This window comes from Bacteroides sp. 2_2_4 (assembly GCF_000157055.1).
Taxonomy (GTDB): Bacteria; Bacteroidota; Bacteroidia; order Bacteroidales; family Bacteroidaceae; genus Bacteroides; species Bacteroides ovatus.
This window is the reverse complement of the sequence record NZ_EQ973358.1, coordinates 334151-354067: the sequence shown is the minus strand read 5'-3', so window position 1 is coordinate 354067 and position 19917 is coordinate 334151. Positions and strand designations below refer to the sequence as shown.

General features: G+C 42.7%; 13 protein-coding genes and 1 pseudogene. 5 read left to right on the top strand and 9 right to left on the bottom strand.

Translation table 11 applies throughout. The annotated features are described in order from the left end of the window. Positions 1 to 111: 111 nt before the first annotated feature. From BSCG_RS18145 to BSCG_RS18165, 5 genes are read right to left on the bottom strand one after another with little or no spacing between them, the layout of a single operon-like run. The gene (locus BSCG_RS18145) at positions 112 to 1368 is read right to left on the bottom strand and encodes a hemolysin family protein (RefSeq protein ID WP_004309808.1); all 1257 of its coding nucleotides are present in this window, start codon (positions 1366 to 1368) and stop codon (positions 112 to 114) included. A 3-nt stretch (positions 1369 to 1371) separates the two neighbouring features. Then, positions 1372 to 1986: an LPS export ABC transporter periplasmic protein LptC gene (lptC, locus tag BSCG_RS18150; protein WP_004304659.1), complete on the bottom strand. Its 615-nt coding sequence runs from the start codon at positions 1984 to 1986 to the stop codon at positions 1372 to 1374. A 43-nt stretch (positions 1987 to 2029) separates the two neighbouring features. Next, positions 2030 to 3355, bottom strand: a complete 1326-nt coding sequence (locus BSCG_RS18155) for a hypothetical protein (RefSeq protein ID WP_004325020.1) — start codon at positions 3353 to 3355, stop codon at positions 2030 to 2032. Positions 3356 to 3413: 58 nt separating this feature from the next. Further along, positions 3414 to 4727: an OmpP1/FadL family transporter gene (locus tag BSCG_RS18160; RefSeq protein ID WP_032849431.1), complete on the bottom strand. Its 1314-nt coding sequence runs from the start codon at positions 4725 to 4727 to the stop codon at positions 3414 to 3416. Beyond that, positions 4714 to 5502, bottom strand: a complete 789-nt coding sequence (locus BSCG_RS18165; RefSeq protein ID WP_008020984.1) for a type III pantothenate kinase — start codon at positions 5500 to 5502, stop codon at positions 4714 to 4716. The genes BSCG_RS18160 and BSCG_RS18165 overlap by 14 nt, the downstream gene beginning before the upstream one ends. Before the next feature lie 386 nt (positions 5503 to 5888). On the opposite strand from BSCG_RS18165, the gene BSCG_RS18170 reads away from it, so the two are divergent. From BSCG_RS18170 to BSCG_RS18190, 5 genes are all read left to right on the top strand, one after another. Further along, a complete protein-coding gene (locus BSCG_RS18170; RefSeq protein WP_004309813.1) occupies positions 5889 to 7076 on the top strand; it encodes a DUF4105 domain-containing protein in 1188 nt (395 codons plus the stop codon). Further along, entirely contained in the window at positions 7076 to 8650 is a 1575-nt protein-coding gene (locus BSCG_RS18175; protein WP_004301873.1) for an alkaline phosphatase family protein, read from the top strand. Before BSCG_RS18170 ends, BSCG_RS18175 begins: the two co-directional genes overlap by 1 nt. A 212-nt stretch (positions 8651 to 8862) precedes the next feature. Continuing rightward, the gene (gene secA, locus BSCG_RS18180; protein WP_004309814.1) at positions 8863 to 12180 is read left to right on the top strand and encodes a preprotein translocase subunit SecA; all 3318 of its coding nucleotides are present in this window, start codon (positions 8863 to 8865) and stop codon (positions 12178 to 12180) included. Between the two features lie 174 nt (positions 12181 to 12354). Continuing rightward, positions 12355 to 13461: a DUF6340 family protein gene (locus BSCG_RS18185; protein WP_008775520.1), complete on the top strand. Its 1107-nt coding sequence runs from the start codon at positions 12355 to 12357 to the stop codon at positions 13459 to 13461. 61 nt (positions 13462 to 13522) lie between these two features. Further along, complete coding sequence (locus tag BSCG_RS18190; RefSeq protein ID WP_004301870.1) at positions 13523 to 13969, top strand: hypothetical protein; 447 nt, start codon at positions 13523 to 13525, stop codon at positions 13967 to 13969. A gap of 137 nt (positions 13970 to 14106) precedes the next feature. Here BSCG_RS18190 and BSCG_RS18195 read toward each other — a convergent pair whose 3' ends face one another. The 4 genes and pseudogenes from BSCG_RS18195 to BSCG_RS18210 all read right to left on the bottom strand — a co-directional run. After that, the gene (locus BSCG_RS18195; protein ID WP_004304649.1) at positions 14107 to 16119 is read right to left on the bottom strand and encodes a DUF5689 domain-containing protein; all 2013 of its coding nucleotides are present in this window, start codon (positions 16117 to 16119) and stop codon (positions 14107 to 14109) included. Beyond that, the gene (locus BSCG_RS18200) at positions 16119 to 17387 is read right to left on the bottom strand and encodes a ComEC/Rec2 family competence protein (protein ID WP_004304648.1); all 1269 of its coding nucleotides are present in this window, start codon (positions 17385 to 17387) and stop codon (positions 16119 to 16121) included. Before BSCG_RS18200 ends, BSCG_RS18195 begins: the two co-directional genes overlap by 1 nt. Positions 17388 to 17409: 22 nt before the next feature. Beyond that, complete coding sequence (locus BSCG_RS18205) at positions 17410 to 19161, bottom strand: RagB/SusD family nutrient uptake outer membrane protein (RefSeq protein WP_004301867.1); 1752 nt, start codon at positions 19159 to 19161, stop codon at positions 17410 to 17412. A gap of 31 nt (positions 19162 to 19192) precedes the next feature. Next, positions 19193 to 19917, bottom strand: a pseudogene (locus BSCG_RS18210) (SusC/RagA family protein); the annotation flags it as partial.

The following is a 19917-nucleotide window of genomic DNA, read 5'->3' as shown; positions in this document are numbered from 1 at the left end:
ATACGATTTATGTTTATTATTATTTCTTTCTTTTGTCGTTTTAGCGCACGAAGATACAAAAAATGCTAATATGCATCTATTTATTGGCTAAAAATTTCTTGATTATCGTCATTATTCCAAGACTTTTAATCGCACGAGTTCTATTTTTGTCGCTGTGACCTTAATTATCTTGAATTGATAACGTCCCACCCGCACCACTTCATGCAGCTTCGGAAAACTCTGATATTGGTTCAGAATCAGTCCTCCTACCGTCAGATAATCGTCCGACTCGGGCAAGTCGAGTCCGTACGTCTCATTGACTTTTTCTATTTCCAGGCGGGCGGACAACACATACTCGCGTTCGTCGATCTGCTTGCTGATATAGGAAGTGTTATCGTGTTCGTCTTCTATATCTCCAAAGATTTCTTCAACGAGGTCTTCCAGAGACACGATGCCGGACGTACCGCCAAATTCATCTACCACTACGGCAATCGTTTTCTTTTGCTGCATGAAGAGTTTCATCAGTTTATGAGCGGACATGGTTTCGGGCACAATCGGCACTTGCTTCACATTCTCATGCCAGTTTTTCGGAGCACGAAACATTTCCGACGAATGGATATAACCCACCACATTGTCGATATTTCCATCGTACACAATGATCTTGGAAATTCCGGATTCGATGAAGCGGCTTTTCAACTCGTCCAGTGAAGTTGTCAGATCAACAGCCACCACTTCGGTACGCGGAACGATACAGTCGCGGATTTTTATGTTCGAAAAATCCAAAGCATTCTGAAAGATTTTCACTTCCGTATCCAGTTCCTCCTCATTCTCGGCATTATCAATACTGCTTTGCACGAAGTAGTCCAAGTCGACTTTTCCAAACGCTCTGTCGGATGCATCCTTGTTAATCTTCATTCCAAAGACACGAAGGAATAAACAAGACAAACCGGAAGCCAGTTTGGAAATAGGATATAGAATGACGTAACAAATAATCAGTGGAATGGCAAAAACATTTAAGACCAGATTGGGATTGATTTTGAAGATTGTTTTCGGCAGAAACTCTCCGGTCACCAGAATAATAAGGGTAGAAATAACGGTCTGCGCCAACACCATCAGAAAATGATTATCAATGAATCCCGCCAGCAGATTGTCGCCGATAATCTGTGCCATCAGGATACCATAGATGACCAGGGCGATATTATTTCCCACCAACATGGTAGAGATAAATTCATTCGGGTTCTTGAAGAAGATGGAAAGAATGCGGGACGTAATTCCCCCCTTGCGTTCCATCTCAAAACGCAGTTTGTCTACCGACACAAAGGCAATCTCCATTCCTGAAAAGAAGGCTGAGAAGACCATGGTGATAATTAGAGAGATATAAATATTCATAGTTTATTTCACAGAATCTTTTCGCACTGAATCCGGCAGCGCTTTTGTTTCCGGTTGGGGCGGACCACCTGCTTCCTCATCCACATAGAAAATACCTTCGATATTATGGATGGTATATATGGTCATTTGCTGGTTCGAGTCGAATCCATGCCCTGTAATAATTCTGTCCGGTTGTTGAATACGTATAAACTTGTCGGAATATACCTTTTGGGTAGCTTCGTTCCAGTACAGCAGTTCCGTATTAAAACGCTCTCCTTTCCGGTTCTGTATATCTACGTTCCCTATCAGCTTCCAAAGCCTTTCTTTGTCATAATAGTAGGCAGTATCCGCTTTGATACTGGCTTCTATATGAAAGATAGAGTCGAACTGTTCCAGATATACGCCCTTCTCAAAGGCCCAATAGGATGGTTTCTTACGGTCGTACACCGACCATTCTTCCGTATTCACTCTGTAGCGTGTCACTCCGGAATCGGAGATAAGGGTGGTGACTCCCAATGTTGTCATCATCGGAAGGGAATCACGTTCCGTGATAGCCTCACCCATAGCTTTCTTCTTTCCGCCACAGGAAGATAATAAAAGAAGCATAACAATCACCCCGAAGGTGATTGTTATGCTCATGCTTTTATGCAATAAACGGTTTCTTCGTTTTCGCAACATACATTTATCTAATCGTTGTAGTCTCTCCTATCCAACCGCCGATAGTGATGCGGTCGCCTTGCTTGTAACCTAACATAAATAGGTCTTTAGCTTGCGGAGTATGACCAGAATATCTACCGATCAATTTGTTAGCTTCTTCAGCTACGCTCGGATCCACTTGTTTTGCACGTTGCAGTTTGTCAATCACTGCAAAGTAAGTACATTTGTTCAAAGCAGGTTCGTCGCTCCAGTTGGGACTCATTGCATAAAGATTAGCAATCAGGATGTATGGAGCACCGTAGTTTTCGTTAAAACCAATTGCTTTCTGGCAATATGCTCTTGCTTGAGACAGCTTTTTGGCAGAAGCCAATACTGCTGCGGCAGCGTATGCTTTTTCAGCTTTCTTCACATTGTCTGTTTCCAGGTTCACTGCTTCGTCAAAGAATTTCACAGCACCGTCAATATCACCTTTCTTAAATGCCTGATAAGCACATCCGGTAGCAGCTTCTGCTGTCGGTTCCATCTTATAAGCATAGTAAGATGCTTGCAAATAAGCTTCGCTTTCAGTACATTTCATCATTTTCATGATGTCGATAACTTTCTTCAAGTAAGCCAAGTCAGTCTGGTTAGCTTCTACTTTCGGTCCATAGATGTTTTGCAGTGATTCGCAATCAGCTGTTCCACTGTTTACAAACAAAGCCACTAAGTTATCCTTGATACCCAGCAAAGGTTTCTTCTTTGCTTCGCTGGCTTCAGCAGCAATAGCAGCGTCTACATATTCAGAAGCAGCCAGATAGTCCTGAATGAACTGTTCTTTATGATTCGGATCCGTTTTCAGTTTATCCAAAGACATTTGCAGGAAATAGAAGATAGTCGCACCTGCCGATTCGCCTTTCACAGCATTTACAGACTGACTCAACCATTGATAAGCCTGGTTCACATCAATCTTCGGAGCAAAAGCGATATAATCTACTGCTTTGATACCCAGAGCTTCGTCGGCAGAAGACACTTTTGTACCTTTAGCTAGAAACTCATCTGTGTATTTAATACGCAAGTCATGCGTATTCATCAGTTCATTAAAATATTTCTGATAATCTGCATTATTCCGATCCTTGATTTGTCCCATCAAGCCTTTCAGAATCTTATATCCGTCAGTAAAGGTATAGAAACGAAGCGTCGGACAGTTTTCCAACACAGCTTTCCAAGGAGTATACGCATCTTTAAAATTACCAGCACGCACAGCTTCATGCGAGATACTACTGTTCGAGTTACAGTTAGACGCATCCTGTGCTACCACAGTGGTTGCTCCTGCCGAAAGGAACAACATAGCCACAAGCGTTTTAATTTTCATTGTATCTAAATTTTAGTTGTTATTATATAGTCGTCTATTCTTTCTTACATTCATCTCATTACTCCACTCTGCGTTTGAAGAACCAACGTTCGTTGAACGTCAATCCGATGCTCACGCGGAAGATGTTTTCATTTACAAAAGTCGATTCCTGTCCACTGATACGGACAAATTGTCCGCTGATGCTAAGAATGGAACGGGAACGAGGCACAGGCAGACCGAAACCGGCAGTTACGCCATATTCACGGGTAGCCTCTTTGCCGCCGATCTTATAATACGGAGTCGTATAATAAGCTCCCAGACGGTATTTAATATGGGATAAATAGGAACGTCCCATCAAATTAGGAATGTATTCCGCACCCACTGATATTTTATGACGATCGCAATACGTATATGTTTCATTAAAATCCTCACGTACAGCTTCATCTGATGTATTTACGTCAAATTTCGTTTTTGACCATTGTTGCAAACTATAATCCAGACCAACAGTCAGGCGTTTGTCATAGTTATATGTAAATCCGGCGCCAAATGTATTAGGAACTTCAAACGTTGCATCCGGTTTCAATGTTGTAGTAGAAACCGCTGTACCCGTAGAATTTGAAACCATTTGTGTCGTTACACTATAGTCATTACCCAGTTTCAACTTCGGAGAATATATAGCTCCAATTGTCACTGAATGTTTTTTATTAATATCGAATGTATATTGTGCTCCAAAATCAAGTTTATAGCTCGACACTGACGCAACCGACTGGTGATTATAATTATAAGCACCTGATACACTTGGGAAATAAAGGACACGTGTCCGATTAATATCTCCCCAGAAATAAGAAGCATTCACACCTACCGAAAGGTTTTTGAGCACTTTCACTCCCACTCCGGCATATAATTGATGCAAACCTCCATCTCCGGTATAGCTTCTGGCATAATCAGCCGTATTACCGGTAGTAGGATCTGTTGCAGCCTGTGTATCCGACACTGAATATCCCACATTGGAGAACGGCAATAATCCGATACTCATCGCTATCCTCGGATGCAAACGAAATTGCATAGCCAGATAGTCAAAACTGGAGTTTTTAGCGTTCAGTTTCACACCGCTACCGCTAATATTCATATTTTGCAGACTGACACCTCCTTCAAAGAGGAATGTCAATGAGTCAATGGCTGTATACGAAGCAGGATTCAGCGGATTGATCTGTGCTCCATCCCGAAGTCCAAAAGCAATTCCCCCCATCGCCCTGCTGTTACCGAAACTCTGATCGGACAAGTCGCCATAGCCATATCGTGTATAAGGAGAGTTTGTATTATTTTGAGCGATTGCCGTTCCGGTAACCATCGTGAGCAAAAGCGCACAAAGTGTGTGTTTAAATCCTACCATTATTATAGTTTAAAATTCTATTTAATCCTTTCAACACTAAAAATCTATCTGCAAAGATGATACTTTTTACGCTGCTATCAAAAGAAAAATCATCTCCACCCGTTAAAAAAACCAAAAGTTCAGGATATTTATGCTTCATAGACTCAATATAACCTGAAATTTCGTATTCCATCCCTTTCATCACTCCGGCACGTATAGCCGTTTCGGTGTCCCGTCCCATCGGGAGTTTGCGCCCGTTGGTGTCTACCAGAGGCAAACGTCCTGTAAACTGATGAAGTGCTTTGAAACGCATCTGCATACCGGGAGAAATATTACCGCCATGATACTGACCTTTTGAGTCAATAAACTCATAAGTAATGCAAGTTCCCGCATCAATCACCAATATATCCCGATGAGGAAACTGCTCATTAGCACCCACTACGGCAGCCATACGATCATATCCCAATGTTTCGGGAGTTTCGTACAGGTTGACAACCGGAAGCGGAGTCTGATGATTGAGCCAGAGCAAAGGAAACGGCAAAGCGGCCAAATCAGCTAAAACCTTTTCGTTTAGATCAATGACAGTAGCCACAATCCCCTGTTCAACCGGATATTGAGAACAAAGAGCTTTCAAGCAACCCAGCGACTGATTGGATTCAGCTACTACATCCACCATTTCTCCGCCGTCGAAGAAAGCAATCTTTGCCTTTGTATTTCCTATGTCGATTATTAAATTCAAATCTTTTGGTTCTTTAGCGGGCGCAAAGGTAAAGTAAAAAAAGAAAAGTTGAAGCATAGAAGAGGAATTATCTTCTTTTTTCATTTTAGAAATCCCCAAAAACAAAAAAATCGAACTATCTATTTTTAAATAGATCAATTATCTTTTATTGTTTATTATGTATTCCACTTTGCGTTCGGCAGTCTTTTTTTATTACATCATAAACAACTAATAAGCAACAGATTACAAGAAAAAAACAGCGTTCCAAAAAGTGTTCCACTATTTTGTAACCGATTTTCCGTTCAAGCAGAAACATTATTTCACCCAAACAGAGGCTCCATTTAAAGAAAACAGCGCCTCTGTTTAAGCCATATAGAGCCTTTATTCTGATAAAATAGAGGCTCCGTTTTCCCGAATCCAACTATTCTTTCTATATTTGCCACCGAAATAAAACGAACCAGCTAATGAAACGGTTTTTCTCATACATCATCCTCTCCTTCTTCCTGTTGCTTCTGCCCACCGGACAAGCATCTGCCAACAACAACGACTCCATCCGTTTGAGTCTGTTGACTTGTGCCCCCGGAGAGGAAATATATTCCCTATTCGGACACACTGCCATCCGTTACGAAAATCCTTCACAAGGGATTGACGTTGTATTCAACTACGGACTGTTCAGTTTCAACACTCCCAACTTCATCTTCCGCTTCTCGCTCGGAGAAACAGACTACCAACTGGGAGCAACGGATTATGAACGTTTTGCAGCTGAATACGCATTTTTCGGACGCAGCGTATGGCAGCAAACGCTCAATCTGACCGATGAAGAAAAGACTGAACTGATCCGGTTATTACAAGAAAACTATCGTCCGGAAAACCGGGTATACCGTTATAATTTCTTTTACGACAATTGTGCTACCCGCCCCCGGGACAAGATAGAAGAAAGCATTGCAGGAAAAGTGATTTATCCCGCAGAACCACAGGATGGCTCCCTCACTTTCCGCGACATTGTACATCAGTATTGCAAAGGACATCCGTGGGCACGTTTCGGCATTGATCTCTGTATCGGAAGTGAAGCCGACCAGCCCATCACACAACGTCAGATGATGTTTGCCCCTTTCTACCTGATGGATGCTTTCGACGGTGCACAAATTAAAAGCGATTCTATCCAGCGTCCACTCATAACGGCCAACGAGCTGGTAGTCGATGCCACTCCCGAACCGGATGAAAGCGGCTGGATGCCTACTCCGCTTCAATGCACCTTACTCTTATTTATATTGACAACCGCCGCCACAATCTATGGAATCCGCCGGAGAACCGGATTATGGGGAATCGACCTCTTCCTTTTTGGTATAGCAGGTATTGTGGGATGCGTCCTTGCATTTCTCGCACTCTTCTCCCAACACCCGGCAGTCAACTCTAATTTCCTATTACTGGTATTCCATCCGGGGCAACTTCTTTTCTTGCCATACATTATATATTGTGTCCGAAAAGGGAAGAAATGTTGGTATTTAACCCTGAATCTGGCGGTTTTAACACTTTTTATAGTGCTTTTTCCGGTAATTCCGCAAAGATTTGACTTTGCTGTTGTACCTTTGGCACTCGTTTTGCTGATACGTTCAGCGAGCAATCTGATTGTGACATCTAAAAAGAAATAATGAAAGGACTACTAACTTCCCTCATCACCGTACTGACTTTCACCGGGCTACAAGCCCAGTCACTACCTGCCGCCCCTAAATTAGTGGTAGGGCTGACGATTGACCAATTACGTACGGACTATCTGGAAGCTTTTTCGTCACTCTACGGTGAGAAAGGCTTCAAACGTCTTTGGAAAGAGGGAAGAGTGTTCCATAATGCCGAATATACCTTCTGCGGTATAGACCGCGCTTCTGCCATAGCGGCTATTTATAGCGGTACGACGCCTTCCATGAACGGAATTATTTCTCAACGCTGGATGGATGCCTCTACCCTTCGCCCCGTCAACAGCACAGACGACACGGCATTTATGGGGTATTACACCGACCAGACTGTCGCCCCCACCAAACTTCTGACTTCAACCATTGCCGACGAGCTGAAAATAGCGACACAAGGCAAAGGACTCGTATATGCCATTGCACCTGATTGCGATGCCGCACTTTTTGCAGCCGGACATGCCGGAAACGCTGCTTTTTGGCTCAATCCCAACACCGGAAAATGGAGTGGAACCACCTATTATGGAGAGTTTCCGTGGTGGGCAAGCCAATATAACGACCGTCAAGCGATCGATTTCCGTATTGCCGGTATGACATGGGAACCCATATTTCCCCGGGGCATGTACACTTTCCTGCCAGATTGGCGGGATATGCTCTTCAAATATAAATTCGATGATGACCGCAGTAATAAATACCGCCGCTTCATCGCCAGCCCTTTTGTGAATGATGAAGTGAATGCGCTTGCCGAAGAAGCATTGAACAAAAGCTCCATCGGCATGGATGACATTACTGACTTATTGGCACTCACTTATTATGCTGGAAACTATGCGCACAAATCCGTACAGGAATGTGCTATGGAAATACAAGACACCTACGTGCGTCTTGACCGCAGCATTGCCGACCTGCTCGAAGTTCTTGATAAGAAAGTAGGACTGCAAAATGTACTTATTTTCGTCACTTCCACCGGATATATAGACAGCGAATCGCCTGATTCGGGATTGTACAAAGTGCCCGGCGGAGAGTTTTACCTCAACCGTTGTGCGGCTCTATTGAATATGTACCTGATGGCTACGTATGGCGAAGGAAAGTATGTGGAAGCTCACCATAACCAGCAGATTTATCTGAATCATAAGTTATTGGAAAAGAAAGAACTGAATCTGGCAGAGATCCAACAAAAGTCAGCAGAATTCCTGATGCAGTTCAGCGGAGTGAACGAAGCCTATTCGGCTAACCGGCTATTGCTGGGTTCATGGACTCCGGAAATCTACAAAATACGTAACGGCTACCACCGCAAACGTTCGGGTGACCTCGTAATCGATGTCCTCCCCGGATGGACTATCGTCAACGAAAACGGCGGCGACAACAAGGTGGTACGTCATTCCTATATTCCCTCACCGCTGATTTTCATGGGACATTCCGTGAAACCGGCCATTATCCAGACACCTGTAACCATCGACCATATTGCGCCTACACTGGCACATTTTATGCGCATCCGGGCTCCCAACGCCTGTACTTCTGCTCCTATTACCGACCTGCGGTAAAAATTTACTCACAAAAACAGGGAGCAAAACATAAATAAATCAGCATTTTAATGTAACTTTGCGGAGGTTTCTTGATATAAAGATTCCCCAACGCAGATTAACGCCGATTTACGCGGATTAAAAAAAATCCAATTTAATCTTTCCTTTAATCTGCGTAAATCGGCGTTAATCCGCGTTGAAATTGAAATAAATAATAAACTAAATAATATAACATGGGATTTAATGAATTTTTAAGCTCGGTTTTCGGAAACAAATCCACACGAGACATGAAAGAAATCAAGCCCTGGGTGGAAAAGATCAAAGCTGCTTACCCGGAGATTGAAAAACTAGACAACGACGCCCTCCGTGCCAAAACGGAAGAACTCAAAAAATATATCCATGAATCGGCTACTGCTGAACGTGCGAAGGTGGAAGAGTTGAAGGCAAGCATTGAAACTCTCGAACTGGAAGACCGCGAAGAAGTCTTCGCACAAATCGATAAGACAGAAAAAGAAATTCTGGAAAAATATGAAAAAGCACTGGACGAAGTACTGCCTGTTGCTTTTTCTATCGTAAAGGCTACTGCCAAACGTTTTACAGAAAATGAAGAAATCGTTGTAACGGCTACCGACTTCGACCGTCAACTAGCTGCTACAAAAGATTTCGTACGCATCGAAGGCGACAAGGCCATCTATCAGAATCACTGGGTAGCCGGTGGTAACGATACATTGTGGAACATGGTTCACTACGATGTACAGCTCTTTGGTGGTGTCGTTCTGCATAAAGGTAAGATTGCGGAAATGGCAACCGGTGAAGGTAAAACATTGGTGGCTACACTCCCGGTATTCCTCAACGCATTGACCGGAAACGGCGTACACGTAGTTACCGTGAATGATTACCTCGCCAAACGTGACTCCGAATGGATGGGTCCTCTTTACATGTTCCACGGTTTAAGCGTAGATTGTATCGACCGTCATCAGCCGAACTCCGACGCACGTCGTCAGGCGTATCTGGCGGATATTACTTTCGGTACAAACAACGAATTCGGTTTCGACTATCTGCGTGACAACATGGCTATCAGCCCGAAAGACCTTGTACAACGTCAGCACAATTATGCCATCGTCGATGAGGTCGACTCGGTATTGATTGACGACGCACGTACTCCGTTGATTATCTCCGGTCCTGTACCTAAAGGCGATGACCAGTTGTTCGAGCAACTCCGTCCGCTAGTGGAACGTCTGGTAGAAGCACAAAAGGTACTGGCTACCAAATATCTTTCCGAAGCAAAAAAACTGATCGCATCCAACGATAAGAAAGAGGTGGAAGAAGGATTCCTCGCTCTATACCGCAGTCATAAAGCATTGCCGAAAAACAAACCGTTGATTAAGTTCCTTAGTGAACAGGGGATCAAGGCAGGTATGCTCAAGACGGAAGAGATCTACATGGAACAGAACAACAAGCGTATGCATGAAGTGACTGATCCGCTGTACTTCGTAATTGACGAAAAACTAAATAGCGTAGACCTGACTGATAAGGGTGTAGACCTGATTACCGGTAACTCTGAAGACCCGACATTGTTCGTGCTTCCGGATATCGCCGGACAACTTTCAGAATTGGAAAACCTGAATCTGACCAACGAGCAACTGCTTGAAAAGAAGGATGAGTTATTGACTAACTATGCCATCAAATCGGAACGTGTACACACCATCAATCAGCTGTTGAAGGCTTACACGATGTTCGAAAAAGACGATGAATACGTAGTAATCGACGGTCAGGTGAAGATTGTAGACGAACAGACCGGTCGTATTATGGAAGGTCGTCGTTACTCTGACGGATTGCACCAGGCTATCGAAGCTAAGGAACGTGTGAAAGTGGAAGCTGCTACACAGACCTTCGCTACCATTACTTTGCAGAACTACTTCCGTATGTATCACAAACTGTCCGGTATGACCGGTACTGCTGAAACGGAAGCAGGCGAACTTTGGGATATCTACAAATTGGACGTAGTCGTGATCCCGACCAACCGTCCGATTGCAAGAAAGGATATGAACGACCGCGTTTACAAGACGAAACGCGAAAAGTATAAAGCTGTTATCGAGGAAATCGAAAAATTGGTTCAAGCAGGACGTCCGGTATTGGTGGGTACTACTTCGGTAGAAATCTCCGAAATGTTGAGCAAGATGCTTACCATGCGTAAGATTGAGCACAAGGTATTGAACGCCAAACTGCACCAGAAAGAAGCGGACATCGTTGCTACCGCCGGTTTAAGCGGAACAGTAACCATTGCTACCAATATGGCTGGTCGTGGTACCGACATCAAGTTAAGTCCGGAAGTGAAGGCTGCGGGCGGTTTGGCAATTATCGGTACGGAACGTCACGAATCCCGTCGTGTAGACCGCCAGTTGCGTGGTCGTGCAGGACGTCAGGGTGACCCGGGTTCTTCTGTATTCTTCGTATCACTGGAAGACGATTTGATGCGTCTGTTCTCTTCTGACCGTATTGCCAGCGTAATGGACAAACTTGGTTTCCAGGAAGGCGAAATGATCGAGCACAAGATGATTTCCAATTCTATCGAACGTGCACAGAAGAAAGTGGAAGAAAACAACTTCGGTATTCGTAAACGTCTGTTGGAATATGACGACGTAATGAACAAGCAACGTACAGTGGTTTACACCAAACGTCGCCACGCTTTGATGGGTGAACGTATCGGTATGGACATCGTGAACATGATCTGGGACCGTTGTGCCAATGCTATCGAAAACAATGATTATGAAGGCTGCCAAATGGAACTGCTTCAGACATTAGCAATGGAAACTCCGTTCACTGAAGAAGAATTCCGTAACGAGAAAAAAGAAAAGTTGGCCGAAAAGACTTTCAACATTGCGATGGATAACTTCAAACGCAAAACTGAACGTCTGGCACAGATCGCTAACCCGGTTATCAAACAGGTATATGAAAACCAGGGACACATGTACGAAAACATCCTGATTCCTATTACAGACGGTAAACGGATGTATAATATCTCTTGTAACCTGAAAGCGGCTTACGAATCGGAATCTAAAGAAGTGGTGAAGTCGTTCGAGAAATCAATCTTGCTCCACGTAATCGACGAAGCATGGAAAGAAAACTTGCGCGAACTGGACGAACTGAAACATTCCGTACAGAATGCAAGCTACGAGCAGAAAGACCCGCTATTGATTTATAAACTGGAATCTGTGACTTTGTTTGACGCTATGGTGAACAAGATCAATAACCAGACTATATCTATTTTGATGCGTGGACAAATTCCTGTACAGGAAGCTCCGGATGAATCAGCTGCACGCCGTGTAGAAGTGCGTCAGGCTGCTCCTGAACAACGCCAGGATATGAGCAAGTATCGCGAAAACAAAGAAAATTTGAGTGATCCGAACCAGCAGGCTGCTGCAAGTCAGGATACTCGTGAACAGCAGAAACGTGAACCGATTCGTGCAGAGAAGACAGTAGGTCGTAACGATCCTTGTCCATGCGGAAGCGGGAAAAAGTATAAAAACTGCCACGGAAAGAACCTTTGATTAATTAATAATTAAAAATTAAAGGTTGGAAATTGTAGGGTAATGTGCTTTATGGCATAGTCTCTCTATATTCAACTTATAAAAGAAAGTCTCAAACGGTTAAAAACTGTTTGAGACTTTCTTTTATTCTTCCAAAGTTGTACTTTTGTTCAAATTACTAAATAGAACAAAACTATGGCAAAATCTTATTCACTGGTTTTCATCGTTTTATTCCTGCTGACTCTGGGTAGCTGTCAGAGTCTGGAACAGATCCCCATTGATTATCTGCAACCTGCCGACTTGAGCTTTCCTCCGCAACTCCGAAAAGTAGCTATTGTGAATAACACCAGCGACGCCCCGGATAATAAACTGATAACAGAGACTGAAAAAATTAAAGAAGGTACACCATTGATAAGTCGTGCAACAGCTTATGCCAATGGAGATCCTAAGACAGCCACTGAATCATTGGCAGAAGAAATAGCACAGCAGAACTACTTCGATGAGGTGGTTATCTGTGATTCTGCCTTACGCGCCAATGATAAACTGGCCCGCGAAAGTACATTGAGCCAGGAGGAAGTGCGTCAACTGGCTTCTAACTTGGGAGTGGACTTTATTATTGCGCTGGAAAACCTGCAACTCAAAGCAACAAAGACTGTCCGCTATCTGGATGAGTTCAACTGCTTTCAAGGAGCAGTAGACGTGAAAGTTTATCCCACGGTGAAAGTTTATCTTCCCGAACGCAGCAGACCGATGACTACGCTCCATCCTAATGATAGCATTTTTTGGGAAGAGTTTGGAGGTACAGCCATAGAAGCCGCCACTCGCATGATTCCCGACAAGCAGATGCTGGAAGAAGCGGCAGCATTCGCAGGAACGGTTCCGGTGAAAAATATTGTCCCTATTTGGAAAAAAGGAACACGGTATCTTTATACTGGTGGTTCGGTTCCTATGCGTGACGCTGCCATTTATGTACGCGAAAATTCATGGGACGACGCATACGAACTTTGGCGTCAGGCTTTCGAAGGTACCAAGAACCAAAAGAAAAAAATGCGGGCAGCTCTCAACATTGCTGTTTACTACGAAATGAAAGATAGTTTGGCTAAAGCAGAAGAATGGGCAGAAAAGGCACAACAACTAGCTAAAAAAATAGATAAAAAGAACATCACAGATAGCTCTCAAGCTACCATTGATGATGTGCCGAATTATTATCTTACTACTTTGTATTTAGCTGAACTAAAGGAGAGAAATGCTCAATTACCCAAGTTAAAATTGCAAATGAGCCGATTTAATGATGATTTTTAAGGAAATTGTGTATCAAATCTTATTTTTTTTATACCTTTGAACTTATAAAAAGAAGGAACCCATGAAATTGAGCCAACAATCATTATCTATTATCGAATCGGCTATCCAAAAGGCAGTCGCTAAATATGTATGTAGCTGTGAACAAACAGTTGTAACCGATATCCATCTCCAACCGGATCAGGCATCGGGACAACTTAATATTTACAACGATGATGATGAAGAACTGGCAAACATCATGATCGAAGAATGGGCTACTTATGAAGGGGATGATTTCCTTGAAAACGTGGAACCTTCTCTTCGCAACATTCTTTGCAGAATGAAGGATGCCGGAGATTTCGACAAAGTGACTATTCTGAAACCTTATTCTTTCGTTTTGGTAGATGAAGAGAAAGAAACCGTAGCAGAATTGCTGTTGATTGACGACGATACCATACTGGTGAATGATGAATTGCTGAAAGGGTTGGATAAGGAGTTGGACGACTTCTTAAAGGATTTGTTGGAAAAATAAAGAAGAATTGTTGGAGAAATAAGATATCGTTCTTTTTGAATAGAGATCGTTCAAGATCCACATATAAAAAGATAATCGGAAGCAATCAGGATATGTCCTTTATTGCTTCCGATTATTTTATATATATTCCCTATTGATTATTTGTTGTATTTGATTGAGATATTAGCAAGTCTAAGCGGCATGAAGCTGGATACCCCTGCCGGGAGTCTGACCGGTCGCAATCTGATGCAAATATTATCACGGTTCAATAAGGCATCCGGCAACTTAAAGTCATAGACTTTATAACCAGGAATGTTCTTCTCCGTCTGTCCACCTGCAGCCGTTCTATCAAACTGTCCCAGAATGGTAAACTCTGAATTATCTACTTTAATCCATTCACCATTCATCGAATAAGCATATTCAACCACTGCAACAGGGCCACCTCCCCAACTTGCATTCATTTCAACCTGAAGAGACAAGGATGTAGAAATACCTACTGTCGATATTTTGTCTACGTAGAAATATGAACTTGTAGACCACGGTTTACTATTAAAAGCACCGCCTCGCATACGACCATAGTATCCATCGGTCGTGTTAAGGTTAACATCTCCTCTGAAATCATCCTGGAATCCCAGAATGTAGTCTGCATAGGTTTGCTGGAAATATTTATTTCCGTCTTTGCTAAGAAGAGCATTCGCCTGCGATGCCTCGCCACCCGTAGGATGGTAATCCGTAAAAGTAGAAGAGCCTATTTCTTTCCAATCGGGTACATTACAATCCCATTCTACAAGCACATCAGTGATCTCGTTTATATCACTGATGTTAATATCTTCTCTGTTAAGCGGAAGAATACATAACCGGCTTTCAGAGATGTCGAAATTTGTAAGTTTCACTTTCGCCACCATTCCTGTTATGCTTCCCGAACCTTTAGGAAGTGTTTCGTGAGCATAAGGAGCTTCAAACGCAGTAAGCATATATGTATTAGAACCGTTTTTATCTCTTATACAGGTCGGATAGTATCTGTAATATGCAGGGAACTTTTCTACCCAATAGTTTTTATTAATCTTACGATCGGCAGCTCCCGGGTCAGTAGTCTTGAAATTAGTGAATGCACCTACCGGAGATGCAATCTCGACATCTTTCAGGGTCACAAGACTAAATACCATATTATCCGTAAGTTCAGCAATCGTTCTTTCAGGAATTGTGAAGGTAGAAAGTTCCGAGCTGATTACGTGGGCAGCAGTGATACCGCTAATCAGTCTATAAGTAAAGCTACCCTCTGATTCTTCTCTTATCATTCCATCTTTCAGACACAATGACACTTTGGCAAATTGTGCAAACGTAATTAAAGATTCGGACTCAAACACAACTGTCTCTCCTGCCTCATTCTGAATGACATAGCGATTGCTCGGGAAGTTCTTCGAAGTGCCATTGGCTACGATGGTTCCTTCAACATATACATTGTTAGTAATTCCACCGACAGCATAACCATGTACGGTTGGATAACTGACAAGTTCCGCATTCGCATATTCAGAATATGCTTGCGAGAGATTAATGGTAGCCGTGACCTTACGCTGGTACTGATCGTCATAACTCAACACAATACTTCCTGTACGGGGTGATTGCGAATTTGTTTCCGTATTAAAATAAAGCTTTCCATCACTTATCCTATACTCCTGCACCCAGTTCACCGTTGGCGTAATAACGATATCCGTTTCGGGCACATTGGTAGAGATTTCCATTTCATATTCACCTCCTTTAGTAAACAGCTCCATCTTATCACTGGCAGGAACAATAAATGGATAACGGGATAATTGTTTTATCTTGATTACATCCGCAGTCTTACCATCTTTCGTAAACACACGAATATCACAGAAACGTTCGGAATCACTGATATTCTCATCATAAGTCACAGTGAAATAAGTTCTTGATGACTGGGCTCCACGTATATCCGTAGAGAACCAGGTTGATTCTACAAAATCAATTCGCCACTCGGTATTGGACTTCACCTCCACCTGAACCGGATCACCTTCCGCCTGAAGAATAATCTCATTATTTGTTATTTCCAATATACCGGCTTCATGTTCGTCAGAGCATGACGGAAACATTATGATTGCCATCACAGCCAGAAAAGCTGTCCAGACTATTGAATCTTTAATTTTCATGTTCATCAATTATTAGATTTAATCTCACCTGTTTTATATAGTATCTCATAAGCTTCATTCCGATCATTTAATACAAAGATCTGAAACTTCTCTCCACCCGGATAAACACGCGTAACAACATGTCCGGCAGGCTTTATCTTCAAGCCGTCTTCACCCAGTCTGCTCCTGTTACTGTCTACCATACCGGCAGCAAAAACCGACCGTTCACCAGGATAAAGAGTTTGAGACAGCATCCGGCTCAACGTTGCCGGTTGAGGGTGATAGTAATCCCATACGGGAATTACATAGACTTGTGGTTTCACTTGGGAAATGTAGGTATCGCACATAGCATCAGAATAAGCGTGATGATTGGCAACAACCACATCCGTCTCACCGAGCAATCTGGCTACCGGCGTTTCTATATCAAACCATTCCGGTGCTTTTTCTACGCCCAGAATATCTCCTGCGGAGAAATAATCAAAATTACCGTATGTGATACGAATTCCACAACTGCAACGGTTTTCGTTCAACTGTTCACTTGAAGAGGCTGTAGAAGGCACAAGCTCTTTGGCTGTTGTTCCGCTACCTGTCCAAATTTTACCATTACCCACGATATTACGTACTTCGAATGTAGGATAAGAGCCCGGATCTTTCAAGAGTTTGATCTGACTATTGCTTCCTATTACAAATCCCTCATTCTTTTTACCTTCCCTGTCACGAGCGGCAACATATAATTTATAGTTTGAGATATGAGCACCAGAGACTTTAGCTGCTGTCGGATAATCATAAGTAGGATAACCACGATCTATCAAAGTGGAAATATTGAGAAGATTACCAACATGAGTGATTCCGGTAAGTTTGTAATCCAGTCCTACTTTTTCGATTGCCAGTTTTCCATTCTGTCCGATATGGTCCGTATCAAAGTGAGTGAGCAAGGCATAATCAAGTGCTCCGTTATTTTTTAATGGCAATGAGAAATGTTTTATATATTGAGCAATCCATTCGGCAGGCCGCTTAGAATCATTAGGCACTGCTTTCATAATTTCCTGTGTGCCTGAATGTACTCCTAAATCTCCTGCATCCAATAACATGGTAGTCCCATCCGGAAAAATAAGATAGGCTGCATTACCTCTTCCGGTACTAATCTGATGAATATCCAAATAACCTGCCTGCCACTCCGGAAGGTATTCATACACTTTATCTACTGCATCATCAGGAAAAGGCTTTTCTTGTTGGCAACTTGCGAATGTAGGCAGCAACATGATGGCTCCTAAAAAAAATATCTTGCTATTCATTATATTATTCTTTAATAGTTGATTAATCGATTTGTTTCACACTATAGATACCGGCTTCTTCTTTAGTCATTTCATTGCCGCCTCCGTATCCCGGATTTTGCTTCAAGACATTGCTGACAGAAATTGACTTTTCCGGAATAGGAAAAAGCTCATAATGATCGTCGTTAGTAGGTTTATGATCCCACCAAGAACCTGTTGTATACAACCCCCAACGACGAAGATCGGTACGACGACGCTGTTCACCCAGAAACTCGACCATCCACTCATCAAGAATCCGGTACTTGTCGATATTCGTTTCGGTCACCGGATCAGGATCGGCTTTATTCTCGAAATTGCGTTTACGCACTTCATTGAAAAGATTGGCTGCTTCTTTTTTATAGCCGCTTCTATATTTACATTCAGCAAGCATATAATAGATTTCAGCAAAACGAATAACCGGATAATCCGGATTAAAAGCAATGGTTTTGTCGATATTGTCGGGAACCGGTAGTTTGCACAAACGTATTCCGGAATTCTCTTCCCCGGTACTTATATTGGAGGGAAGCTCATTCACTGAAGAATATTCTCCATCTTTCACTTTCTTGAATTGTGCCACCTGATCGACAAATTCAAGAACCTCACCCGGATATTCGTACAGTCCCGTACACTTCACCTCTGTACCACTTCTTGATGTACGCTGTAATTTTCCATAAAGGAACATTCCTTCGTATTTTCCATTCCCTTTATACAAGTACAATTTTTTACGAAGATCTTTATTGTTGAATTTGGCAAAAGGTCGCCCAAGCTTATCCGTATAGGGATCGCCATTGGGTTTAAGAGACGGCTGAAGATGCATACCATTAGTAGAAGAATAGCCGCTTAGATCAAAATAGTTCTTTGCATTATAATGATTATAGCGTTCGAACTGCCATTGAAACAAAGTGCCTTTTGCATATTGCGACTGAACAGACCACATTACTTCCTTAGATTTATTATTGTCGAAAGTGAAAGGACCGAACCAGTCTTCCTCCAATTCGTAATAACCGTATTTGCCATCTAATAGATCCTGGCAGACCTGCGCACATTCAGCAAAACGGTTCTCTCCCATGTAGACTTCCGCATTAAAATATAATTGAGCAAGAAGGGCGGCGGCAGTTCCTTGACGTAAATAGCCTTCTTCCAGCATATCTGCTCTTTTTTTCTCTAATTTGGGAATAGCGGCAAGCAACAGTTCTTCCACATAATTAAAGGTTTCGCGTGCAGTGGAACGTGGAACTTCCTCGGTAGTAGAGCGCCGGTAAATAGGCATACCCCCATAGAAATCAAGTCCCCGCAGATAAAAATAGGCAACCAATGTCTGAAGTTGCATCTGATGATCTGCTTTCAATTCTTCCGTCATGCCCAGTGATACATAATCCACACCGGATAAGTCTTCCTTACAAGCTAAAGCCATTGCCACTCCCATGCCTACCCCACGCCAGGTTTCTTCGTTGTTGGGGTGAAGAGGTGTCCAGTCGTGATGCTGCAGTTGGGAATATCTGACATCATTGTAATGTATTCCTTTTTGTGTGACACACATCTCATCTGTTGTACATTCTTGAAGAATGGCACGGTCGAATCCGTGAAACCAACGCCAATGTGTGAAAGAGCGTACCAAGAAAGAATAAACAGTTTCCTTAGACGTGAAATAAGTGTCCGGAGTGACTTCGGAATACCACTTCTCATCCAGATTTGTACAACCGGATGACACCAGAAGGGTGAGGAAGGAGATAATGATTAAAATATTTCGTCTCATATCATTTTATTAGTTTATAGGTACTTTAATATTAGAATTGGATTTTCATACCAACGGTATATCTACGAGTTTCAGGATAAATATTATTAAACCATTCATAACCAGGGTCCAGTCCGTTGACATTCACTTCCGGATTAAGTCCTGAATATTTCGTGAAACATGCCACATTCCGGACGGTCAGGTAAAGATCAATCTTATCTATATATTTCTGCCACTTTTTCATGTTAAGAGAATATCCCAGACTAATGGCGTCTATCTTTAAGAAAGTGCCGTCCTCAAGCCAGTAATCGCAAAGCTGCTTTACTTCTTTGATGTGCCGGTTGTCAATGTACGCATTGCGAAGAACGTTCTGGCCTGCTACTTCAGAAAGTCCATAGTACATATTTATGGTATTAAACACGTCGAAATCGATCCAGCTACGCAGGTTGATACCTAAAGAGAGGTTCTTGTAAGTGAAGGTATGATCCCATGATACCATCAATGCAGGAATAGCATTACCGATGTACCGCTTGTCATCATAGGTCTTCTTATCGCTAAGAATCACATTGTCGTTCTTATCATACAGAAGCCATCTTCCATTATCCGTGATACCGGCATATTTCCAGATATAATAGCTTCCGATCTTTGTTCCTGCTTCAATTCTTCCGGCTGATCCGTTCGTTCCCGGTGACGGGATCCTACACGATCCTGGTAAGTATTATTCCCCCACAAAGAGGTAATTTTGGAAGAAGAATGGGATAGACGCATGGTAGTTGT

Coding starts and splice junctions, on each gene's coding strand:
- BSCG_RS18175 (WP_004301873.1), top strand. CDS start 7,076: ATGAAAGGACTACTAACTTCCCTCATCACCGTACTGACTTTCACCGGG.
- BSCG_RS18200 (WP_004304648.1), bottom strand. CDS start 17,387: ATGAATAGCAAGATATTTTTTTTAGGAGCCATCATGTTGCTGCCTACA.
- BSCG_RS18205 (WP_004301867.1), bottom strand. CDS start 19,161: ATGAGACGAAATATTTTAATCATTATCTCCTTCCTCACCCTTCTGGTG.
- BSCG_RS18155 (WP_004325020.1), bottom strand. CDS start 3,355: ATGAAAATTAAAACGCTTGTGGCTATGTTGTTCCTTTCGGCAGGAGCA.
- BSCG_RS18165 (WP_008020984.1), bottom strand. CDS start 5,502: ATGCTTCAACTTTTCTTTTTTTACTTTACCTTTGCGCCCGCTAAAGAA.
- BSCG_RS18145 (WP_004309808.1), bottom strand. CDS start 1,368: ATGAATATTTATATCTCTCTAATTATCACCATGGTCTTCTCAGCCTTC.
- BSCG_RS18170 (WP_004309813.1), top strand. CDS start 5,889: ATGAAACGGTTTTTCTCATACATCATCCTCTCCTTCTTCCTGTTGCTT.
- BSCG_RS18185 (WP_008775520.1), top strand. CDS start 12,355: ATGGCAAAATCTTATTCACTGGTTTTCATCGTTTTATTCCTGCTGACT.
- BSCG_RS18160 (WP_032849431.1), bottom strand. CDS start 4,727: ATGGTAGGATTTAAACACACACTTTGTGCGCTTTTGCTCACGATGGTT.
- BSCG_RS18195 (WP_004304649.1), bottom strand. CDS start 16,119: ATGAACATGAAAATTAAAGATTCAATAGTCTGGACAGCTTTTCTGGCT.
- secA (WP_004309814.1), top strand. CDS start 8,863: ATGGGATTTAATGAATTTTTAAGCTCGGTTTTCGGAAACAAATCCACA.
- BSCG_RS18190 (WP_004301870.1), top strand. CDS start 13,523: ATGAAATTGAGCCAACAATCATTATCTATTATCGAATCGGCTATCCAA.
- lptC (WP_004304659.1), bottom strand. CDS start 1,986: ATGAGCATAACAATCACCTTCGGGGTGATTGTTATGCTTCTTTTATTA.